14 protein-coding genes are annotated in these 17,793 nt (G+C 50.1%); 11 read left to right on the forward strand and 3 right to left on the reverse strand.

Features of this window, described 5'->3' with window-relative positions; all coding sequences use genetic code 11:
• The first annotated feature begins 156 nt into the window (after positions 1-156).
• Both FS806_RS17725 and FS806_RS17730 read left to right on the forward strand, forming a co-directional pair.
• A complete protein-coding gene (locus tag FS806_RS17725; protein ID WP_144939300.1) occupies positions 157-4,326 on the forward strand; it encodes a heparinase II/III domain-containing protein in 4,170 nt (1,389 codons plus the stop codon).
• Between the two features lie 478 nt (positions 4,327-4,804).
• Complete coding sequence (locus tag FS806_RS17730) at positions 4,805-4,990, forward strand: hypothetical protein (RefSeq protein ID WP_144939302.1); 186 nt, start codon at positions 4,805-4,807, stop codon at positions 4,988-4,990.
• A gap of 88 nt (positions 4,991-5,078) precedes the next feature.
• Here the strand turns inward: FS806_RS17730 and FS806_RS17735 are convergent, their stop codons facing one another.
• Together FS806_RS17735 and FS806_RS17740 are read right to left on the reverse strand one after the other, a co-directional pair.
• Positions 5,079-6,344: a glucuronate isomerase gene (locus FS806_RS17735; protein ID WP_144939304.1), complete on the reverse strand. Its 1,266-nt coding sequence runs from the start codon at positions 6,342-6,344 to the stop codon at positions 5,079-5,081.
• 292 nt (positions 6,345-6,636) lie between these two features.
• Positions 6,637-6,843 (reverse strand): DUF1657 domain-containing protein, encoded by a 207-nt coding sequence (locus FS806_RS17740; protein WP_144939306.1) that lies wholly within the window; start codon positions 6,841-6,843, stop codon positions 6,637-6,639.
• Between the two features lie 162 nt (positions 6,844-7,005).
• Here FS806_RS17740 and spoVAC point away from each other — a divergent pair, with 162 nt between their 5' ends.
• The 8 genes from spoVAC (at position 7,006) to FS806_RS17780 (ending at position 16,140) form a co-directional block, all read left to right on the forward strand.
• On the forward strand, positions 7,006-7,488 hold the full coding sequence (gene spoVAC / locus FS806_RS17745) for a stage V sporulation protein AC (RefSeq protein ID WP_144939308.1): 483 nt from the start codon (positions 7,006-7,008) through the stop codon (positions 7,486-7,488).
• Positions 7,489-7,493: 5 nt separating this feature from the next.
• Positions 7,494-8,510: a stage V sporulation protein AD gene (gene spoVAD, locus FS806_RS17750; protein WP_144939337.1), complete on the forward strand. Its 1,017-nt coding sequence runs from the start codon at positions 7,494-7,496 to the stop codon at positions 8,508-8,510.
• Positions 8,511-8,518: 8 nt separating this feature from the next.
• Positions 8,519-8,869 (forward strand): stage V sporulation protein AE, encoded by a 351-nt coding sequence (gene spoVAE / locus FS806_RS17755; RefSeq protein WP_144939339.1) that lies wholly within the window; start codon positions 8,519-8,521, stop codon positions 8,867-8,869.
• 332 nt (positions 8,870-9,201) lie between these two features.
• Positions 9,202-10,161 (forward strand): AAA family ATPase, encoded by a 960-nt coding sequence (locus tag FS806_RS17760; RefSeq protein ID WP_144939310.1) that lies wholly within the window; start codon positions 9,202-9,204, stop codon positions 10,159-10,161.
• Between the two features lie 4 nt (positions 10,162-10,165).
• On the forward strand, positions 10,166-11,398 hold the full coding sequence (locus FS806_RS17765) for a DUF58 domain-containing protein (protein ID WP_144939312.1): 1,233 nt from the start codon (positions 10,166-10,168) through the stop codon (positions 11,396-11,398).
• The gene (locus FS806_RS17770) at positions 11,395-13,623 is read left to right on the forward strand and encodes a transglutaminase TgpA family protein (RefSeq protein WP_144939314.1); all 2,229 of its coding nucleotides are present in this window, start codon (positions 11,395-11,397) and stop codon (positions 13,621-13,623) included. The genes FS806_RS17765 and FS806_RS17770 overlap by 4 nt, the downstream gene beginning before the upstream one ends.
• Positions 13,624-13,789: 166 nt before the next feature.
• Positions 13,790-14,902: an RNA-guided endonuclease TnpB family protein gene (locus FS806_RS17775; RefSeq protein ID WP_144939315.1), complete on the forward strand. Its 1,113-nt coding sequence runs from the start codon at positions 13,790-13,792 to the stop codon at positions 14,900-14,902.
• Positions 14,903-15,255: 353 nt separating this feature from the next.
• Positions 15,256-16,140, forward strand: a complete 885-nt coding sequence (locus FS806_RS17780; RefSeq protein WP_144939317.1) for a YitT family protein — start codon at positions 15,256-15,258, stop codon at positions 16,138-16,140.
• 49 nt (positions 16,141-16,189) lie between these two features.
• On the opposite strand, the gene FS806_RS17785 is transcribed toward FS806_RS17780, so the two are convergent.
• A complete protein-coding gene (locus FS806_RS17785; RefSeq protein ID WP_225312498.1) occupies positions 16,190-17,053 on the reverse strand; it encodes an alpha/beta fold hydrolase in 864 nt (287 codons plus the stop codon).
• A 139-nt stretch (positions 17,054-17,192) separates the two neighbouring features.
• Here FS806_RS17785 and FS806_RS17790 point away from each other — a divergent pair, with 139 nt between their 5' ends.
• Positions 17,193-17,687, forward strand: coding sequence for a YqeG family HAD IIIA-type phosphatase (locus tag FS806_RS17790; RefSeq protein WP_144939319.1), 495 nt, complete (start codon positions 17,193-17,195; stop codon positions 17,685-17,687).
• Positions 17,688-17,793 lie beyond the last annotated feature (106 nt).

Genomic DNA, 17,793 nt, shown 5'->3' on the forward strand with positions numbered 1-17,793 from the left:
TGCTGCCGGTTATGTCTAGGCACAAAATATCTTGCAGAAAGGAGGGAAACTTAAGCTTTTTTCTTCATTTATGAAAACGCTTTATTAATCAAAAGACAGCTATTGAAACGCCTGCATATCTGCCTCAAATCAATTTGGAAAAAGGAGAGCTGGCGGATGTTAAAAAAATGGTCTCTCATCGGATTGATCTTTCTGATCGTTCAGACAAGCATAGTCGGATGGGCGGAAGCCCGGCCGGACGAAGCGAAGAAGCACGGGCAAACGCTCGCCTCGGAAACGATACGCCATTATACGGACAAGCAGGCTTATATTCCATGGAGTGCCCAGCCGCCCGTCATGGACGGCAGTCTCTCGGACCCGGCTTGGGCGAATGCCGCCGAGCTAAGCAATTTTGTTACGGTTTACGATAACCGTCCCGCCGAACCGGACACGGTTGTCAAAGTAACCTATGATGATACCCATCTGTATGCGGCCATTCAAACCGGGAGGGAGGAGGAGCCGTCCCTGGCCCAGGTAGACCTGATGATCAAGCCCCCGGGTGATGGCGAAGCCTATTATATCGTCAATGTGAAGAACGGAACGCTGAATTTACCATATCGGACTCAATGGGGAGAAGGGGCCGTATCGGTATCGGGAGCGACCGTTCGCCAGCAAATGACGGACGGAGTGTTTACCGCAGAAATTTCGATTCCGTTCGCTTCTCTAGGCACAGGTCCGGTTCAACCGGAGACGCCATGGGGCTTCAATGCCGTCTTTGTGCACAAAATCAATACCAAACCGATGAGTTCATGGGTACAGATGCGCAACTCGTATTTTGCGGACACAGGCGCCGCAACGATTACTTTCGTCGGCAATGTTGCGGATCACGGCCGCTTCGGCCGCCTGTACTTCCTGCCCGCACCTGCAACCGATTCGTTGAAGAAGGGGCCCAAGTGGGAGAAATCCGTCTGGATTCCGGAACAAACCGAGTTTACTTACGAGGGTTATACCGACAAGCGATTTTCCTTCAAACGAAACGATATTCATGTAAGTCAAAATACCGAAGTAACCTTGCGATGGGGGACTCCGTCGGGAGAGTGGTCGGAGCTTGACCGTGTGCAGGTTGAACAGAACGGGGAGAGGTGGAGTATCGCCTTCAGCCATCCGGAAGCGAAGGAGGAAGGGCTGTACGGCCTGGAATTGAAGGTGAAGCAGGGAAAGGCAGGAGAAGTCACGGCCTTCATCGTATTTGACCGGAAGGATTTGATCGATGCAGGAGACCGTCAGTATGCTGCTCTGAGGAAGGCGGAAGGTTCCCCGAAAATTCCCGTCCCTTGGTCGGCTCCTTCCGAGCAGGTACAGACGCTGTTGGAGCTGATTCCGGACAAAACCGGTTTTATTTTCACAGGGCTGCCGGATCATCCCGAGCTGAGACCCTACACTTTATATAACTGGGACCCGGAGCATCCGCACCAGATGACTTCCGCACATAGCGATCTCACCTATCCCAACGACCGATATAAAGAAGATAAAGTAATGACCGCTCGCAACCGGAAAGGGGAGATCGTCGAGTATCCATATTATGAGGATGAGAACGGCAAAAAGTATTTTATTACGGCCCATCTATGGTACAAGCAAAAGGACTACACCGTCCAGCAAACCGCTGCGGTGGCCAAGCAGGACCCGCTGGGCGCGGCGCGGCTTTTATATCGTTTTGCCCAGGTCTATGAAGGCTATGTGCCGACCAATGACTACATGTGGCAGAACTATCCGCTGAATGCGGATTCCGGGCCTCCTTATGCTTATTGGGGCGGGGTCTGGTATCGCTGGTACACGGCCGATCTGAACAGCTTGAAGCCTCTTGTTCAGGCGTATGCGGAAGTGAGCCGGACGGACGCCTTCGAACAATTAAGCCGCGAGGTCGGCGAAGACGTGGAGAAGAAAATTGTGGAAGGGATGTTCCTTCCGTCCATCGATTTTACCAGATCATATCCTGTGTTAAACCATAATATGGAATACAATAACTGGCTGGGAACGATCGAGCTGGGCAAAGCACTCAACGATCCGAGCTATATTCATGAAGCGGTAGAGCTGGTGGAGAATTTTTCCATGAAAACTTATTTGTTTGACGGATTTTTCAAGGAAGTGACTTTCTCCTATCATAATCAATCTACCGGTGGCTTGGACCAAACGGTTCGTGCGCTTCAAGGCTGGACCGACCCGGCGGGCTATCTCTCGCCCAGAACCGGCCGCCGGTTGGAAAATCTGGATATGGGAAGCCGGTTCCCGGTGCTCGGCAAGGCTCAAGAGCTGCCCAACCTGATGGTTTATCCGGACGGCAAGTACTTCCCGATTATGGACACCTGGGCTAATCAGAAGGCCCCCGCACCGCAGCTTGACTCCGGCTCCCTGCTGCTTCCGGCATCCGGAATCGCCCGTTTGACCCGGGGAACTGGTAAGAGGGGAGAGACGGAATTTGGGTTGATCTATCCCTTCCCCGACATGACGGTGGAGGAACAGACGGTAGATTATCAATACTTCGGCAGCAGCGGAACGATTCAATTGGAGGCGAATTCGCCGGGCGAGAGAATTGTGTTCTCCTTTGAGGTTCCGTCGACCGATACTTATGAGATTGACTTGAAGCCTTTTAAAGCGGGCAGCTACGGACGCTATAACATTGCAATAGACGGGCAAATGCTGGCGGACAATTATAACTTCTACAGCAAGACATCCGGAGTTCAAAACTATGAGACTCTTGGAACGATGCGGTTGGAGGAAGGCGTTCATCGGATCAGCTTCGAGAATGTCGGCAAGGACGAACTCTCCACGAATTATAAAATGGGGGTTGTCCGGCTTGCCCTGCTGGACGAAGAAGCGCAGCAAGCGAGAGACGGACAGACCGGCGGGGAGCCGGAGGAGGATCCGAGCCAGCTTTATCTATCCTTCGTGCCCAAATACGGGCATAACCATTACGATCCGCTGAATCTCGTCTTCTATGGAGAAAATCAGGAGCTGCTCCCGGATATCGGCTATACGCATACCTTGTACCGGCAGTGGACGACCTCGACGATGGCCCATAACACGGTTGTCGTGGACAGCAAAGATATGAGCAAGACGGGGGAGGCCGTTCATGGGGGCCATATAGAGGTTTTCGCACCGGCGTCCGCGGGAATTCAGGTGATGAGGGCGCATCAGGAAACAGCCTATCCGCAGACGGACGAATACAGCCGGGAGCCCTGGATGATCCGCTTCCCGGGGACGGATGGCGGAGGATACATTCTGGATATCTTCCGGGTGTCGGGCGGAAACAGGCATGAATATACACTGCAGGGGGATGCGAACCGGGACGGTCAATGGATCACGGACCTTGCGCTGGCCGATTACGGACCTTATTTGCTGCCGCCGGGGACGGAGGTCGTTGAGCCGGTAGGAGAGAATGATCCGGGAAGCGCCGAAGGGCATTACTACGGGTATATTTACGTTCGGGATGTCAAGCGTGCCGCTCTGCCCGATGGTCGGTTTGAGATTACTCTAAAGACAAGCGAGAACGGTCAGGCCCGGGGGAATATGAAAATCATCGGCCGTGCAGATCCCGGGAGCAACGAGTTGTTTATCGGCCAATCGCCTTCGCTCCGCTCCACCCGGTTGTACGGAACCAGTCAAGACATTAACAGTGAAGCGGTGAAGCACTGGATGCCGAAGCTGGTGCTGAGAAGAGAAGGTAACCGGCTGAACAGCCATTTTGTTACGGTCATGGAGCCTTATGGATCCGGAGCGGCTGCTAGAATCTCAGCGGTCGAAAGGCTGACCCCGGACAGCTCTGCCGAAGGGGCAGTAGCGGTGGAGATTTCCTACGGAGATTATAAGGACATCATATTAAGCTCGCCCCGTTCCGAGGATTCGCTGGTCATCGGGGATATGACTTTGCAAGGAAAGATGGGAATCATTCGCTTGAAAAATGGCCAGGTGGAAGAGATGACCTTGATCGGCGGGACTTTGCTGCGGAAAGGAGAGGCTCAATTGACCGGTTCCGGCCCTGTAACAGGATCGGTGAGCGAGGTATGGCGGCAGGCCGACGGGCATCCTGTGGACGGTTTCCTCGTCGATACGGAAGTGCCGGATACGATGAAAGGAAGCAATATCGTCATTACTCATCCGGATCAATCCGCTCACGGCTACAAAATTAAAGAGCTTCAGCGGCAGAATGGACAAACCTTGATCCAAACCGACGGAATCGATCCCGGTTTTGCGATAGGTGCAGGCGGGCAGTCCGGGTTGAAATTTTACCCGTTTACTAGCTGGAGCGGGCCCCATACCTTCCGAATTGAAAACATAGAGAGCCGTTAATAGGGAAATTAGCAGGGTGTTCCTCGTCGGGAGCGCCCTGCTGCATATTTTGTGTTTTTTTACAAGACTCTCCTCGCAAAATAATATATGAGCAACAGTTTGGTTTTAACGGACCCCCAGAGACCTTAATTACTCGAGAAGAGCCTTTCGGTAACTTTAACGGACCCCAGAGACCTTAATTACTCGAGAAGAGCCTTTCGGTAACTTTAACGGACCCCAAAGACCTTATTACCCAAAAATGCACGCGAAAGTAGGAGAATTCAAAGCAATAAGCGCAACTGTTTCCGTTAGTCCGAAAAAAACTCCTATTTTGACGAAGTAAGGTCTCCCAGTTCCGTTACATTTTCGCTGTGGCTGGTTCCATGGATAAGAATAAAGAATTCGGGAGGCGGAAGTTTGCGCGTTTGAATCCTTTATTTACAGGTATATACTAATGGAAAATGAATTCGCTGGAATTTACAACGAAAGGGGGAGTACGTTGATATACTTTGGAGTTTTCTTCATCCTGTTCGGGCTGCTGTCCGCCTGCTTTCCCAAGTCCGTGGCTATGTGGATTGGACCGGAATCGGAGCGGATAACGGCCAATGCGGGTTATTGGAAGTGGGGAAGGGTTTGGGGCGGCTTCTTTGCTTGCTTCGGTGCGATCATCCTGCTTCTCGGGTGAATGAGGCAAGCAAGGCTTCTTCGTCTAAAATGGAAAGGCCCACAACTCCGCGGGAATTGCGAGCCTTATTCTTATGATAATGTTGGCATTAAGAAAGGGCCGGATCCGGTCTGCCTAGGAATTTCCAGAAAATTCCACCCAATAAATCCTCCACGTCCCTGCGGATTTCATCCTCTTCTAACCGCCAGCCGGCGTCGAACAGGTCCCCGTACTTATCGTACAGCACCTTGGCGATGATGGTTCGGGAATGATCCCACTTGTATAGAAGCTGATCCAGAATGCGGCAGTCGGAATGCTGAGGAATAACACTGCCGCCCAGCAATTCCAGACGCATGCGGGTAATTTCTTCTATCAGGCTCGGGTTGTTCAGGAACCACCAGCAGCCGAATACGAGCAGGTTGCGGTTCTTCCTGGCCGTTACCGCCAGCTCGTGCTGATTCTCCCGGGACAGCATAGTAACGAGAAACTTATTGTCCGGATATCGGCTGACTATTCGTTCCACAGCCCCGATATCGCTCTTGCCCACACTGTCACCGGCGTCTCTGAGGGCCGGATTGACTTTGCGCTTCACTCCTATCATCATGGCGAAAGGAATGCCTGCTTCGCGGGTAACGGGAATGATGCACTCATCGATAATCGTTCCCCGGACCGAAGCCTCGGGATAAGCGAAATCGGACGGGAGCGAGACCGCCATATACAACGGATCCATCCGCTTGATCCAATCCTTGAGGAAACGGCGGATTTCCGCCAGAGTCTGCTCGTTCAAGTCTTCCGTAACGTTATATCCCTGATCCTTCAGCTTGCTCCAGCTCGTATCCCACAGGTTGAGCAGAGGATCGATTCTTAAAGCCGCCTGAAAGCGGGAATCCTGACGGATGCCTCTATCCCATTGAGCCCGCTCGTAGTCATCGAAAGGATCGTTCGTCATGACGACGGTCTTCACTTTGGCCAATTCCATAATCCGGTTGATATGCTCTTCCGCCGTTACCGAACGGAAATAGGCGCGGTATTCATTCAGATCCCGCTTGGACAAGTCAAACCCGAGCCGGTTTAATACGGTGACGACGCCGCGGCATGCTTCGCTATAAGGGGAATGTTCGATAAATAGGGTCTGCCAAATAAGGTCGGCTTGCTCTTGTTTGGTCATGCTCCAGAATTGCTCATATGGCAAATCCGGACGGAATCTCATGGTCTCGGCAATTAAATAATGATATGTAAGCAGCTCGTCGATTCCCCACAGCAGCAAATCGCCGAAGGATTCCGCAAAGAGATGGGTATGAATGTCGGTGACCGGACAATGGGCTACCGTTTCTTTCACGAAGTCGTTCAACTGTTCTTTGGTCCGTATAGTCATATGTCATTCCTCCTTCACAATACTTCCTATTATATCATTTTTCGTAGAATAGGCGTATGACTCATTTACGATCTAATAGCGTCTGCATACGATATTGTAATATGCTGAGGAATACCATTTCCCCTATCATCAGGGAGAAAGACAGAGGTAGCTGTCCATGAAACGGGAAGCGGAAACGATTCTAATTCTTATCCTGTTTATTTTGCTGGTGATCCTGCTCGTTGTGTTCTTATAAAAATCTCTCGCAAACGAAAACCGGCCTGCTGCGGGCCGGTTTTTCGTTTGCGTGCCATTAAAATCCTTTGTATTGAGGTTCTTCATTCTCCAACTGCTGAACGCGGTTCGCCAGTTGATCAATCACTTGTTGGGTTGTTTTCGAAGCATTTTCAAATAATGTTTTAGCTTCCTGATTTTGCGTGTTCAGAGCGAATTGCTCCAGACTGGCTTGAGCGCTCTTTAAGGATGCGACGCAAGTTTTTACTTGAGAAGATACGGTCACAGGCTGCACCTCCCTGCAATAGTTTAAAAAACCCTCCATTAATATTTGCTGTCCGCGGCAAAAACATACCCTGACCAAAATTCATAAGCAGAGAAGGTTTGGCAAATAATTTAAGCAGAGCATTTTAGGTGAAATGATTAGAGTCCAGGGAGGTTATTGGGTATGAATGTCAAAGCTAAAAAGAAATTTACACCGACGATGCAGGAATATCAGGCTTTGGCTAAGCATAAAGAGCCGCCGCGCCCCATTCTGAGAAATTGTGTCCTTGCTTTTGTGGTGGGAGGGTTAATCTGTGTTATAGGACAGGCCCTTATGTTCATGTTCCAGATTTATTTCGGTTTTCCCAAGGAAGAGGCGGGGAACCCGACCGTGGCTGTTTTGATTTTTATATCCGTAGTACTAACCTGTCTGGGAGTGTATGACAAAATAGCCCAGTGGGCGGGAGCCGGAACAGCCGTACCGGTAACCGGATTTGCCAACTCGATGTGTTCTGCCGCCCTGGAGCATCGAAGCGAGGGAATTGTGCTGGGAGTAGGCGGAAATATGTTCAAGCTGGCCGGATCGGTCATCGTATTCGGGACCGTGGCCGCCTTCGTTATTGGCTTGCTAAGGCTGTTGTTCCTTGGGACGGGAGGAGGATCCTAGTGAGAATTTTGCGCGGCTACCAGAGCTGGGCCTTCGAGAATAAGCCGGTCATCCTATCGACGGCTACCGTTGTAGGTCCGGAGGAGGGCAACGGGCCTCTCGGTGACGATTTCGATATCGTTCACGGCGATATGACGCTGCAGGAGAAAACATGGGAGAAAGCGGAGCGCAAGTTAATGGAGGAAGCCACGAAGCTGGCGATCGAGAATGCAAAGACGACTAAAGAGAAAATCAATTTCTATGTAGGCGGCGATCTGATGAATCAGATCATTAGCAACTCCTTCGCCGCACGAACCTTGTCCGTCCCTTATTTAGGCGTGTTCGGGGCATGCTCCACCTCGATGGAAAGCCTTGCCCTTGCCGCCATGATCGTTAATACGGGGGGCGCTAATTATGCCCTGGCGGGAACCTGCAGCCATAACTGTACGGTGGAGAAGCAATTTCGTTATCCGACCGAATATGGGTCGCAGAAGCCGCCAACCGCTCAATATACCATTACCGGTGCCGGAGCCGCCGTCGTTGCCGCTAAAGGGGAGGGGCCGATCATTACCCGGGCAACGATTGGACGCGTGGTCGATATGGGCATCAAGGATCCCTTCAATATGGGGGCGGCCATGGCTCCTGCCGCAGTGGACACGCTGCAGGCCCATTTTCGCGATTTCCGCATTGAACCGGGCTATTATGATTTGATCGTTACCGGGGATTTGGCCAAGGTAGGTCACGCCATCGCGAGCGAGCTGCTGGAGAAGCACAGGATCCCTATGCAGCAGACCACCTTCATGGATTGCGGGCTGATGATCTATGATCTGGACAAGCAGCCGGTTCAGGCCGGAGGCAGCGGCTGCGGCTGCTCCGCCGTCGTCACATACGGCCATTTAATGAAAAAAATGCGCAACGGCGAAATCAACAGAATGCTTGTCGTTGCGACTGGAGCGTTGTTATCGCCGTTATCCTACCAGCAAGGCGAAAGCATTCCATGCATCGCGCACGCTGTCGCTATTGAGAGCGGAAGGAGGGAATAGCGATGTTTATGCAATATGTTTGGGCATTTGTAGTGGGGGGCGCCATCTGCGTGGTGGGTCAGCTGCTGCTTGACGTCGCCAAGCTGACGCCGGCCCATACGATGAGCACGCTGGTTGTTGCCGGGGCCGTTCTGGATGGGCTGGGCCTGTACGAGCCGTTGATTAAATTCGCCGGTGCCGGTGCAACCGTTCCGATCACAAGCTTCGGAAACTCGCTCGTTCACGGCGCCATCAGGGAAATCGAAACGAACGGCTGGGTCGGTATTATTACCGGTATTTTTGAAGTTACCAGTGCCGGAATATCGGCGGCGATCATCTTCTCCTTTTTGGCCGCTCTGGTCTGCCGCCCAAGAGGCTAGATGGTAAATATAGGAAATTTATGAGCGGACCCTCCCGGCGAATATCGCCCGGGCAGGGTCTTTTTTTGAAATATTAAGTATAAGTTTCATCTTATACCTGTTCTTATATTTCATCGGTAAACGCGCCTGTCCGAAAGGACGGTGATAACGTATAACCTTGCCGTATGACCGGTGACTCGCCATTCTGTTCCGGGATTATGATAAGCTAATCTAATATGGAAGTCGGGTCTTTTGAAGTATACTTAGCCTGTTAAATCTTGTACAATAAAAGGGAGACTGCCTTAGAGGCAGATGAAGCCGGTCCAGGAATGAAGCAAGAAGGAGGAGTGTCCATGGAGAGCATCCCGAAGGAAGAGATGCAGCTTATTCTGCAATTGCGAACGAATCTGGAATCTTGCATTTTTGGTAAAGAGAAAGAAATCAATCTGTTGCTTACCGCTCTGCTGGCCGAAGGCCATGTACTGCTCGAGGATGTTCCGGGGACCGGAAAGACAGTGCTGATTAAAGCGCTTGCAAGATCCATTCAAGGGCAATATCGCCGGATCCAATGCAACCCCGATTTACTTCCCACCGATATTACGGGCGTATCTATTTTCCATCCGAAAGAAGAATCTTTCATATTTCGTCCAGGCCCTGTAATGACCAACATCCTGCTGATAGACGAAATCAATCGCGCCACGACCAAGACACAGTCGGCACTGCTGGAGGCTATGGAAGAGAGGCATGTGACCGTAGACGGAGAATGCTACGAGCTGCCGAGACCATTCCTGCTGCTGGCTACGCAGAATCCGATTGATTTCGAAGGCACGTATAATTTGCCTGAAGCGCAGCTGGACCGTTTCATGATGAAATTCAGCCTTGGCTATCCCAGCCAGGATACGGAATTACAGATGATTACCGCACAGAGCAGAAGTCATCCGCTCGAGGATCTGCAGCCTGTGGCTACGACCGAACAAATTATCGGTTTACAGAACCTGGTTCGTCAGATCCATATGGACGAAGCTGTCGCTCAATATGCTGTCCAACTGGTCCGCCTGACCAGAGAGCAGCCGGCCATATACCTGGGGGCCAGCCCCAGAGCGACTCTGTCCCTGGTCCATGCGGCCAAGGCATATGCTTTCATTCAAGGAAGAGATTATGTCATCCCTGACGACATTAAAGAACTGACCCCTTATGTGCTTGGACACCGCATTATTCTTCAGTCCGAAGCGAGAATGGAGGGAGCGACCATCTTATCGGTGCTGGAAACGGTATTTCGGCAGGTGAGAGTACCGGTGCGATTGGAGAAGTGATCCAATGAACGAATATTACAGCAATATCGGGTCGAAATTCGCCAGCTTTCCAATCCGCTTGGGTATTGTCCTCGCCGTTTTCATATGTTCGTTATTTTTCCTCCTGTTTCAGGGCGGCAAGCTGGCCTTTATGCTGTTTATCATCGTTTTTATTCTGACGGTCTATCTGATTATGGGCAGATGGAGCGGAATTAAGAAGACGACGGGAAGCCGTACTCTGCTTATGGAACAAGACGGCAAGCTCGTGGCGGGGACTTCCGTTACCATTCATCTTCAAGTGCAAATACCCGGCTTCTGGCCGATTCCGTATGTGTTTATTAAAGACCGGATTAGCCGCAAGAACGGCGGAGAGCAGCGGTTTGAAGCATCGCTGGTTCCGGATTGGGGCAGGAGGGGAGTTGTGGAGTACAGGACAGCGCCTCTTCGCCGCGGGGTTTATCAATTTGGAATGACGGAGTGCTCTACCGAGGATATTTTTGGAATCTTCCAGCATACGGGAGTCATTCATCTTCCTTACAGCTTCAAAGTCTATCCGAAAATAGTCGCGATCAAGGAATGGAGCCAGCTCCACTTCATGTTCAGAGGCAATCATTTTCATTCCATGACGACCCGGGCGGTCCGGGAAACGACACAGATCAACGGTGTCCGGGAGTATAACTACGGAGACCGGTTATCCCGTATTCACTGGAATGCGACAGCCAAGACAGGGACGCTCAAATCGAAGGAGTTTGAGAAGGAATCTCTTCCGAAGACGATCATAATTTTGGATTGTCATCCCGATCATTATTCCTCCTCCGATCAGTTTGAGCTGGCTGTGTCGGTAGCCGCTTCGTTATTGGATTATGCCTCCAGGAACGGACTATTGGCTGGTCTATTGACTCATCAGTACATTCCGCCGGGACATTCGTCCGCAGGGCATAATCCGATGCTCGATCATTTGGTTGAAGTGGAGGCCAATGCTCCCCGTTCCCTTCAGCAGGTCATTCACGAACATTCCATCCACTTGCCGGCAGGGACATTCGCCTTGGTCATTTCGCCCTTGCAGGGAGAACCGATGGCTCAAAGTCTTGGCTGGATGAAGCTCCGTCAGTTGAATCCGTGTCATCTTTGTATTAGTGGAGAAGGCCGGGGAACCGGAGATAACTGGATGAAGCTTCTGAAGGCAAAAGGTATATTGGGTTATTCGGTTCATACCCTGCAGGAGCTTCCCTATGTGTTAGGGGGAAATGTGCGATGAGACAGGGACAAAATCGGTTCATCACACTTCTGCTGAACGATTGGGCGCATAGACTGACTGTGTTTCTGTCCGGGATTTTCCTGCTGCAATTCGTCATCTGGCTGGCTCAGGAGGAATATGTATGGCTTCCGGAGACGGTACTCTATATTAAGACCACACTTGTCATTGTCGGTGTGCTGGAAATCCTTCTATACAGGGCGGGCGGCTACCGTTTTTGGCTGCAGGCGGCTGCGGTAGCTATCTATACCTATGTCGCTGTCGATTATACCCCTGCAGCTATCAGGGAGTCTTCCTTTCAGGAACAGCTGTGGGATTTTCTCGGCCACCCCCATCCTTTTATCTGGTTCACCTTAGGCACCTGGATTATATATATTACAACGATATACTGGGTTCAGGTACGGTGGCGGATCTATTTGTTAATGTTTATAAGCATCATGGCGATGGCCGTCCGCGATTCGTTTAGCCAAATCTATTTATGGAAACAAGTAGCGGTAGTTATAGCGTGCGGCCTGTGCTTATTGATTATCCGTCATTTTATTGAACTAAGGCGGAGGAACCCGATTGGCTGGGCTTACCTGGCGGATTATCCGGCCACCGTCGGAATTCCGATTGTGCTGCTGCTGGTGTTCACTATCGTCCCGGGAGTGTTCGCGCCCAACGTCAGCAATATTCTGACGGATCCTTACACACTGTGGAAAAATTGGAAAGGCGAGCAGGTTTCCTTCAATGGTAAAGGCTTCAGCTCAATCTTGAACGACCTGGATGCCTCCTCCGGATATGGCCGGAACGACGATCAATTGGGAGGCGGCTTTAATTTCGATTACAGCCCGGTCATGACCGTGGAAACGACTCATCGAAGCTACTGGCGAGGGGAAGTTCGTTCCGTATATACCGGAAGCGGCTGGGAACAGAGCGCTGCGGAGAAGCTCGGGCCGTCCTCCGAGGTTCGTCCCTCCCGGACGCTGCGAAGCTACCCGCGATTCAAGGATTCCTTGACTGAAACGGTGGAAGTGAGGCAGACCGTCACGATGCTTAGAGAGGATACCTATCCGGTTCTGTTCGGGGCATATGCCATACAGCAGGCGGATGAAGTGATGGCCGAGCCGGGCTTTGAGCGGCTGCTATGGATGGAACGATCCTCCGAGCTTCGTTGGACAGAGAGGCCCTCGCGGCCTTATCCCACGACTTATACTCTTGTATCCCAAGTCCCAATTGTCCGGGAGGGAGAGCTTCGCAATGCGCACCGGCCGGTGAACCCCGGAGAGATGGCGGAATACTTGCAGCTTCCGGATTCCGTGCCGGACCGTGTCCGCGGACTGGCCCAGGAGATCACGAAAGACGAAGCAACGGCTTATGACCAGGTTAAAGCTATTGAGCGTTACCTGCAGACGAATTTCAAATATACGAACAATCCCAACTCTAACGGTTCGGATTCGATGGATTTCGTCGATCGGTTTTTATTTGAAATACAGGAAGGCTACTGTGATTATTTCTCGTCTGCGATGGTGGTCATGACCCGCTCAATAGGGATGCCTGCCCGTTGGGTGAAAGGTTTTGCGCCGGGGAGTCTTTCCTTTGACGAAAATATTGGCTTGAATCCATACGAAGAGATGGATCCGAATGGAGCCGGCTTATACACGGTTCGCAACTCAGACGCGCATTCGTGGGTGGAGGTTTATTTTGAAGGCTATGGCTGGATTCCATTCGAGCCGACTGCCGGTTTCGCCCTGCCCGTTCTTGCGCAGCCCTCCGGCGAAGACAATCCTCAGCCCGAACTTGACGAGGCTCCGGAATCGTTGCCCGAATCAGAGGATGTACCAGCTGACGAGCCGTTCGGCAACCGCGGGACGCAGGTGCTGATTGGATGGATAGCGGCCGCCGGTCTCCTGCTTGCAGCCGCAGCCGTCGGAATGACCCGCTGGGGAAGGACCCGAATCCGGCGGATCGTATTCAGGGAACTGCCCGCATCGGGCTTGCGGCAGCAGATTATCGTTGAATACAATCGGTTTATCCGGCATGCCAAGCGCAAGGGACGGCGCGCACATGATTATGAAACGGCGCGGGAGACGATTCAGCGTTGGGCGAATCAGCAGGTGTGGGCATCCGGTGATATGCTGAAGCTGTTGGGGTTGTTCGAGAAGGCCAAATACAGCGGGTCGCCGATTACCCGGGAGGAGTACGAACAAACCGTTGCACTCGTCAAGAAATTAAAGGAAATCGTTTAACCTTCCTCCGAAAGAAGTCTCCCACTTCTAAACGTGAAGGTGCGTCAGCCCCAGTGAAAGTGGGAGATGAATATCGGTTAGGCGTAGCCTAAAGTTGTCTATTCATCTGGAATATATTACAATAAAATTAGAACATATATTCTGTTTAGAAATGAGGTGATTCGATATGGCAAACAAAGCCTATAAGTTCCGTCTGTATCCCACGCAAGAACAAGAGAAACTCCTTGCCAAAACCTTCGGTTGTGTTCGTTTCGTCTACAACAAAATGTTAGCTGAACGGCGTGATACATATGAACAATTCAAGGGTGACAAAGAAGCGCTAAAGAAACAAAAGTTTCCTACTCCTGCCAAGTATAAGGAGGAGTTTGCATGGCTCAAAGAAGTAGATAGTCTCGCATTGGCGAACGCCCAACTGAATTTGCAGAAGGCATACAAAAACTTCTTCTCTGGTCGTGCTGAATGTCCGAAGTTCAAAAACCGTAAGGCAGGACAATCCTACACAACCAATGTGGTAAACGGAAACATTATGCTTTTGGATGGCTATATCCAATTGCCGAAACTGAAACTTGTGAAAATGAAGAAACATCGGGAAATTCCGTCGCTTCATAGGATCAAGTCTTGTACGGTTTCTCGAACAAAAACAGGAAAATACTATGTTTCTATTCTCACTGAATACGAACATCAACCTGTACAAAAAGAAGTGCAGACGAGCGTTGGCTTAGATTTTTCCATGAATGGCTTATTTGTCGATAGTGAAGAAGGTGAGACAGCCAATTACCCTCGTTTCTATCGCCAAGCCTTGGAAAAATTAGCGAAGGAACAGCGTATTTTATCACGAAGAAAGAAAGGCTCTAGTCGTTGGCACAAACAACGTCTGAAAGTAGCGAAGCTACATGAAAAAATAGCGAACCAACGAAAGGACTTTCTACATAAGGAATCGCACAAATTAGTGAAACTGTATGACTGCGTGGTTATCGAAGACCTCAACATGAAAGGAATGTCACAAGCACTCCATTTCGGGAAAAGCGTTGCTGATCATGCCTGGGGCAAGTTCACAACATTTCTCCAATACAAGTTAGAAGAGAAAGGGAAAAAGCTTATCAAAATAGATAAATGGTTTCCATCATCCAAAACTTGCTCATGTTGTGGTCAAGTAAAAGAGTCTCTATCTCTTTCTGAGCGTAAATTCCACTGTGATTGTGGTTTTGTGGCAGACAGAGATTGGAACGCTTCTATCAACATCAAACGTGAAGGATTACGCTTATTAGCGTTGGTATAGCAAAAAGAACTCTTGGAACGAGAGGGATAGCTCGGTCAGTTTTCGTTGGCTACTAAAAGCAACGATAAGTCGAGAAGCCTCCACTTCAAAAACCGTAAGGTTTTAAGTGGTGGGTAGTTCACTTCATCCGAATAGGTCCAGGTACTTATTGGAGCAATCCAAAGGGGATAATGATTACACAATTCCCGGGATTGCTCCTTTTCCGGGTCGCCGGATAATATAATCCAATTTGGAGATGATGATGGGTTAGAGTAACAAATATTCCGACCCATATGCAAAAAAAATCTTCGGAAGAAAAAGGTTTTAGTATACAATAATATACTGTAGGAAAAGTCATTAAAGGGGGAAACCGTATGAATCATCCGGAAGAGTCTATAGAGTCACATGCCCGGCTGACAGCCATTAAACTTGTCAAGCGAGCGTTTTTCATCTTGCTTGGGGCCGGTTTTGTGTCGGTCGGGCTGGAAATGTTCCTGGTACCAAACAAGATTATTGATGGGGGCATTACTGGCATATCGATCATTACTTCACATCTCACCAATTTGCCTGTAGGGATTTTTCTCCTGCTGTTCAATCTCCCGTTTTTGTACATAGGGTATAAAAAAATAGGAAAAACGTTTGCCATCTCCACTTTGTTTGCGGTTATTCTCATGTCGGTGGGAACCTTCCTGCTGCACAATTCCGATCCGTTCACGGACGATCCGCTGCTCGCTTCCGTATTCGGGGGCATTATTGTGGGCGTGGGTGTAGGAATGGTCATCCGGGCTGGAGGATCGTTGGACGGGACGGAAATTATTGCTATTTTGTTCAATGAGAAAAGCCCGTTCTCCGTAGGCGAAATTGTTATGTTCTTCAATATTTTCATTCTGGGCAGTGCGGGCTTCGTATTTGGCTGGAATCAGGCGATGTATTCTTTGATTGCTTATTTTATTGCTTTCAAAATGATCGATATCGTCATCGAAGGCTTCGATGAATCGAAGGCGGTATGGATCATCAGCGACAAATACGAGCAAATCGGCAAGGCACTGCTGAACCGTTTGGGCCGCGGAGTTACCTATCTGAACGGAGAAGGCGGCTTCAGCGGTGAGGATAAGAAAGTCGTCTTCTGCATCATCACCCGACTGGAAGAAGCAAAATTAAAATCGATTGTCGAGGAGTGGGATTCCAACGCTTTCTTAGCGATTGGCAACATTCACGATGTTCAGGGCGGGCAGTTCAAGAAGAAAGACATCCATTAAGGGCGGCGGCCTATTTCGCCGTTATCCGCCCGGACCGGCTCTATTCGTATTAATGAGGAAAATGTTCAAAATCGGGGGCGGGGATTTCCGCATCCATCCATACCGGCTTGCGATCCAAGTCGTCGGATGCGGCCTTTTCCCTATTTTTTAAATCCTCAATCCAGTAACGGATTAGATCATTCATCGCCACGGGGGCTTTCGTCGGAATTTGGTGTCGGACCCCTTTAACAAAGAATAACCGTGAATTAGGCAGCTTATGATGAAGCATTGAAGCATAGCGGAAGAAGCTTTTATCCTTGGTTCCATAAATCAACAGGACAGGGGCGTAAATCGTCTGCAGCCACTCGGTGCAATTGTACTTCAGACTGTATCGGTAGTAATTCATCCAGTCCTGAACAGAGCCTTCGCGCGCGGTTCTGGATAAATTGCGAAAAGTAAGCAGACTGTCCGAATTGCCGGCACATACCGAGGCATTCATGACCGGTTTGGCCTTGAACCGGGTTAGCCATTGCCCTAACCGGATTTTGCTGCGGAGCTTCCAATCGCTTACCTCGGACATGGCGCTGATCAGAATTCCGCCCATAATTCTTTCCGGATAAGTCAGCATGGCCTCCAATACGATGGAGCCTCCGGTAGAATACCCGCATAGGTAGGCTTTTTTTATTTTAAGCTCATCCATCAGCTGCTTAATATCTTCCACGATCAGAGTATAATCGAGCGGTACTCGCGACGGCTCGCTTTTTCCATGGCCGCGGATGTCGAAGGTGACGACCTGATAATCGTTGGATAAATCCGCTTTCTGATAATTAAAGTTGGCGCTCGTCAGAAGAGGAGGATGGATGAAGAGGATAGGATCTCCCTTCCCGGAAACATGAAAGTGCATCTTGTTCCCGTTGATTGTTCGGATCGGCACAACTATTCAGCTCCTTGCATTTCAGATTAATATTAAAATGCCCAATCCCGGCTTAGTTCCTCTAAAGTCTTTTTTGCAAAAAAGCCGAATTATGGTATAGTTTTTTGTATCGATAAGGGAAAAAACTGGGGTGAACCGGTTGTTAAACAAATTAATTCCCAGGCGCCAGGTGAATTCTATCTATGACCTTGCCCTGGATGAACTGTGGAACGAAGGAATACGCGGCATTATTACGGATTTGGATAATACGCTGGTCGGAGCCAGAGTTCCTCTAGCCACTCCCGAGCTGGTCAAGTGGCTGGACCACTTGCAATCCCTCGGGTTTAAAGTCGTCATCGTATCCAATAATAACGAAACGAGAGTATCTACATTCGCCAAGCCGCTGAATGTCCCCTATATCCATAACGCCCGCAAGCCATCGGTCCAATCGTTCAGCAAGGCGATGGAATGGATGGGGCTTAAGCCGGAGCAAATAGCTGTTCTGGGGGATCAGATGCTTACGGATGTGCTGGGCGGCAACCGGATGGGGCTGTACACGATTCTGGTTCAGCCTATCTCATTGGTCGATGAAGGGTTTTTTACCCGCATTAACCGAAGACTGGAGAAGGCGGCCAGAGCTTTAATGAAAAAATAAAGCTGCTTGATTGAAATGCTTTAATATAAGTAATTTGGATCGATCATCAGGTGCTGAATATTTCTTGGCGATGGAAATCCAAACCTGGCAACGTAAATCAAATGTA

The organism is Paenibacillus sp. 32O-W, from assembly GCF_007679495.1.
Classification (GTDB): domain Bacteria; phylum Bacillota; class Bacilli; order Paenibacillales; family NBRC-103111; genus Paenibacillus_L; species Paenibacillus_L residui.

Coding starts and splice junctions, on each gene's coding strand:
- FS806_RS17725 (WP_144939300.1), top strand. CDS start 157: ATGTTAAAAAAATGGTCTCTCATCGGATTGATCTTTCTGATCGTTCAG.
- FS806_RS17735 (WP_144939304.1), bottom strand. CDS start 6,344: ATGACTATACGGACCAAAGAACAGTTGAACGACTTCGTGAAAGAAACG.
- spoVAC (WP_144939308.1), top strand. CDS start 7,006: ATGAATGTCAAAGCTAAAAAGAAATTTACACCGACGATGCAGGAATAT.
- spoVAE (WP_144939339.1), top strand. CDS start 8,519: ATGCAATATGTTTGGGCATTTGTAGTGGGGGGCGCCATCTGCGTGGTG.
- FS806_RS17760 (WP_144939310.1), top strand. CDS start 9,202: ATGGAGAGCATCCCGAAGGAAGAGATGCAGCTTATTCTGCAATTGCGA.
- FS806_RS17765 (WP_144939312.1), top strand. CDS start 10,166: ATGAACGAATATTACAGCAATATCGGGTCGAAATTCGCCAGCTTTCCA.
- FS806_RS17770 (WP_144939314.1), top strand. CDS start 11,395: ATGAGACAGGGACAAAATCGGTTCATCACACTTCTGCTGAACGATTGG.
- FS806_RS17775 (WP_144939315.1), top strand. CDS start 13,790: ATGGCAAACAAAGCCTATAAGTTCCGTCTGTATCCCACGCAAGAACAA.
- FS806_RS17780 (WP_144939317.1), top strand. CDS start 15,256: ATGAATCATCCGGAAGAGTCTATAGAGTCACATGCCCGGCTGACAGCC.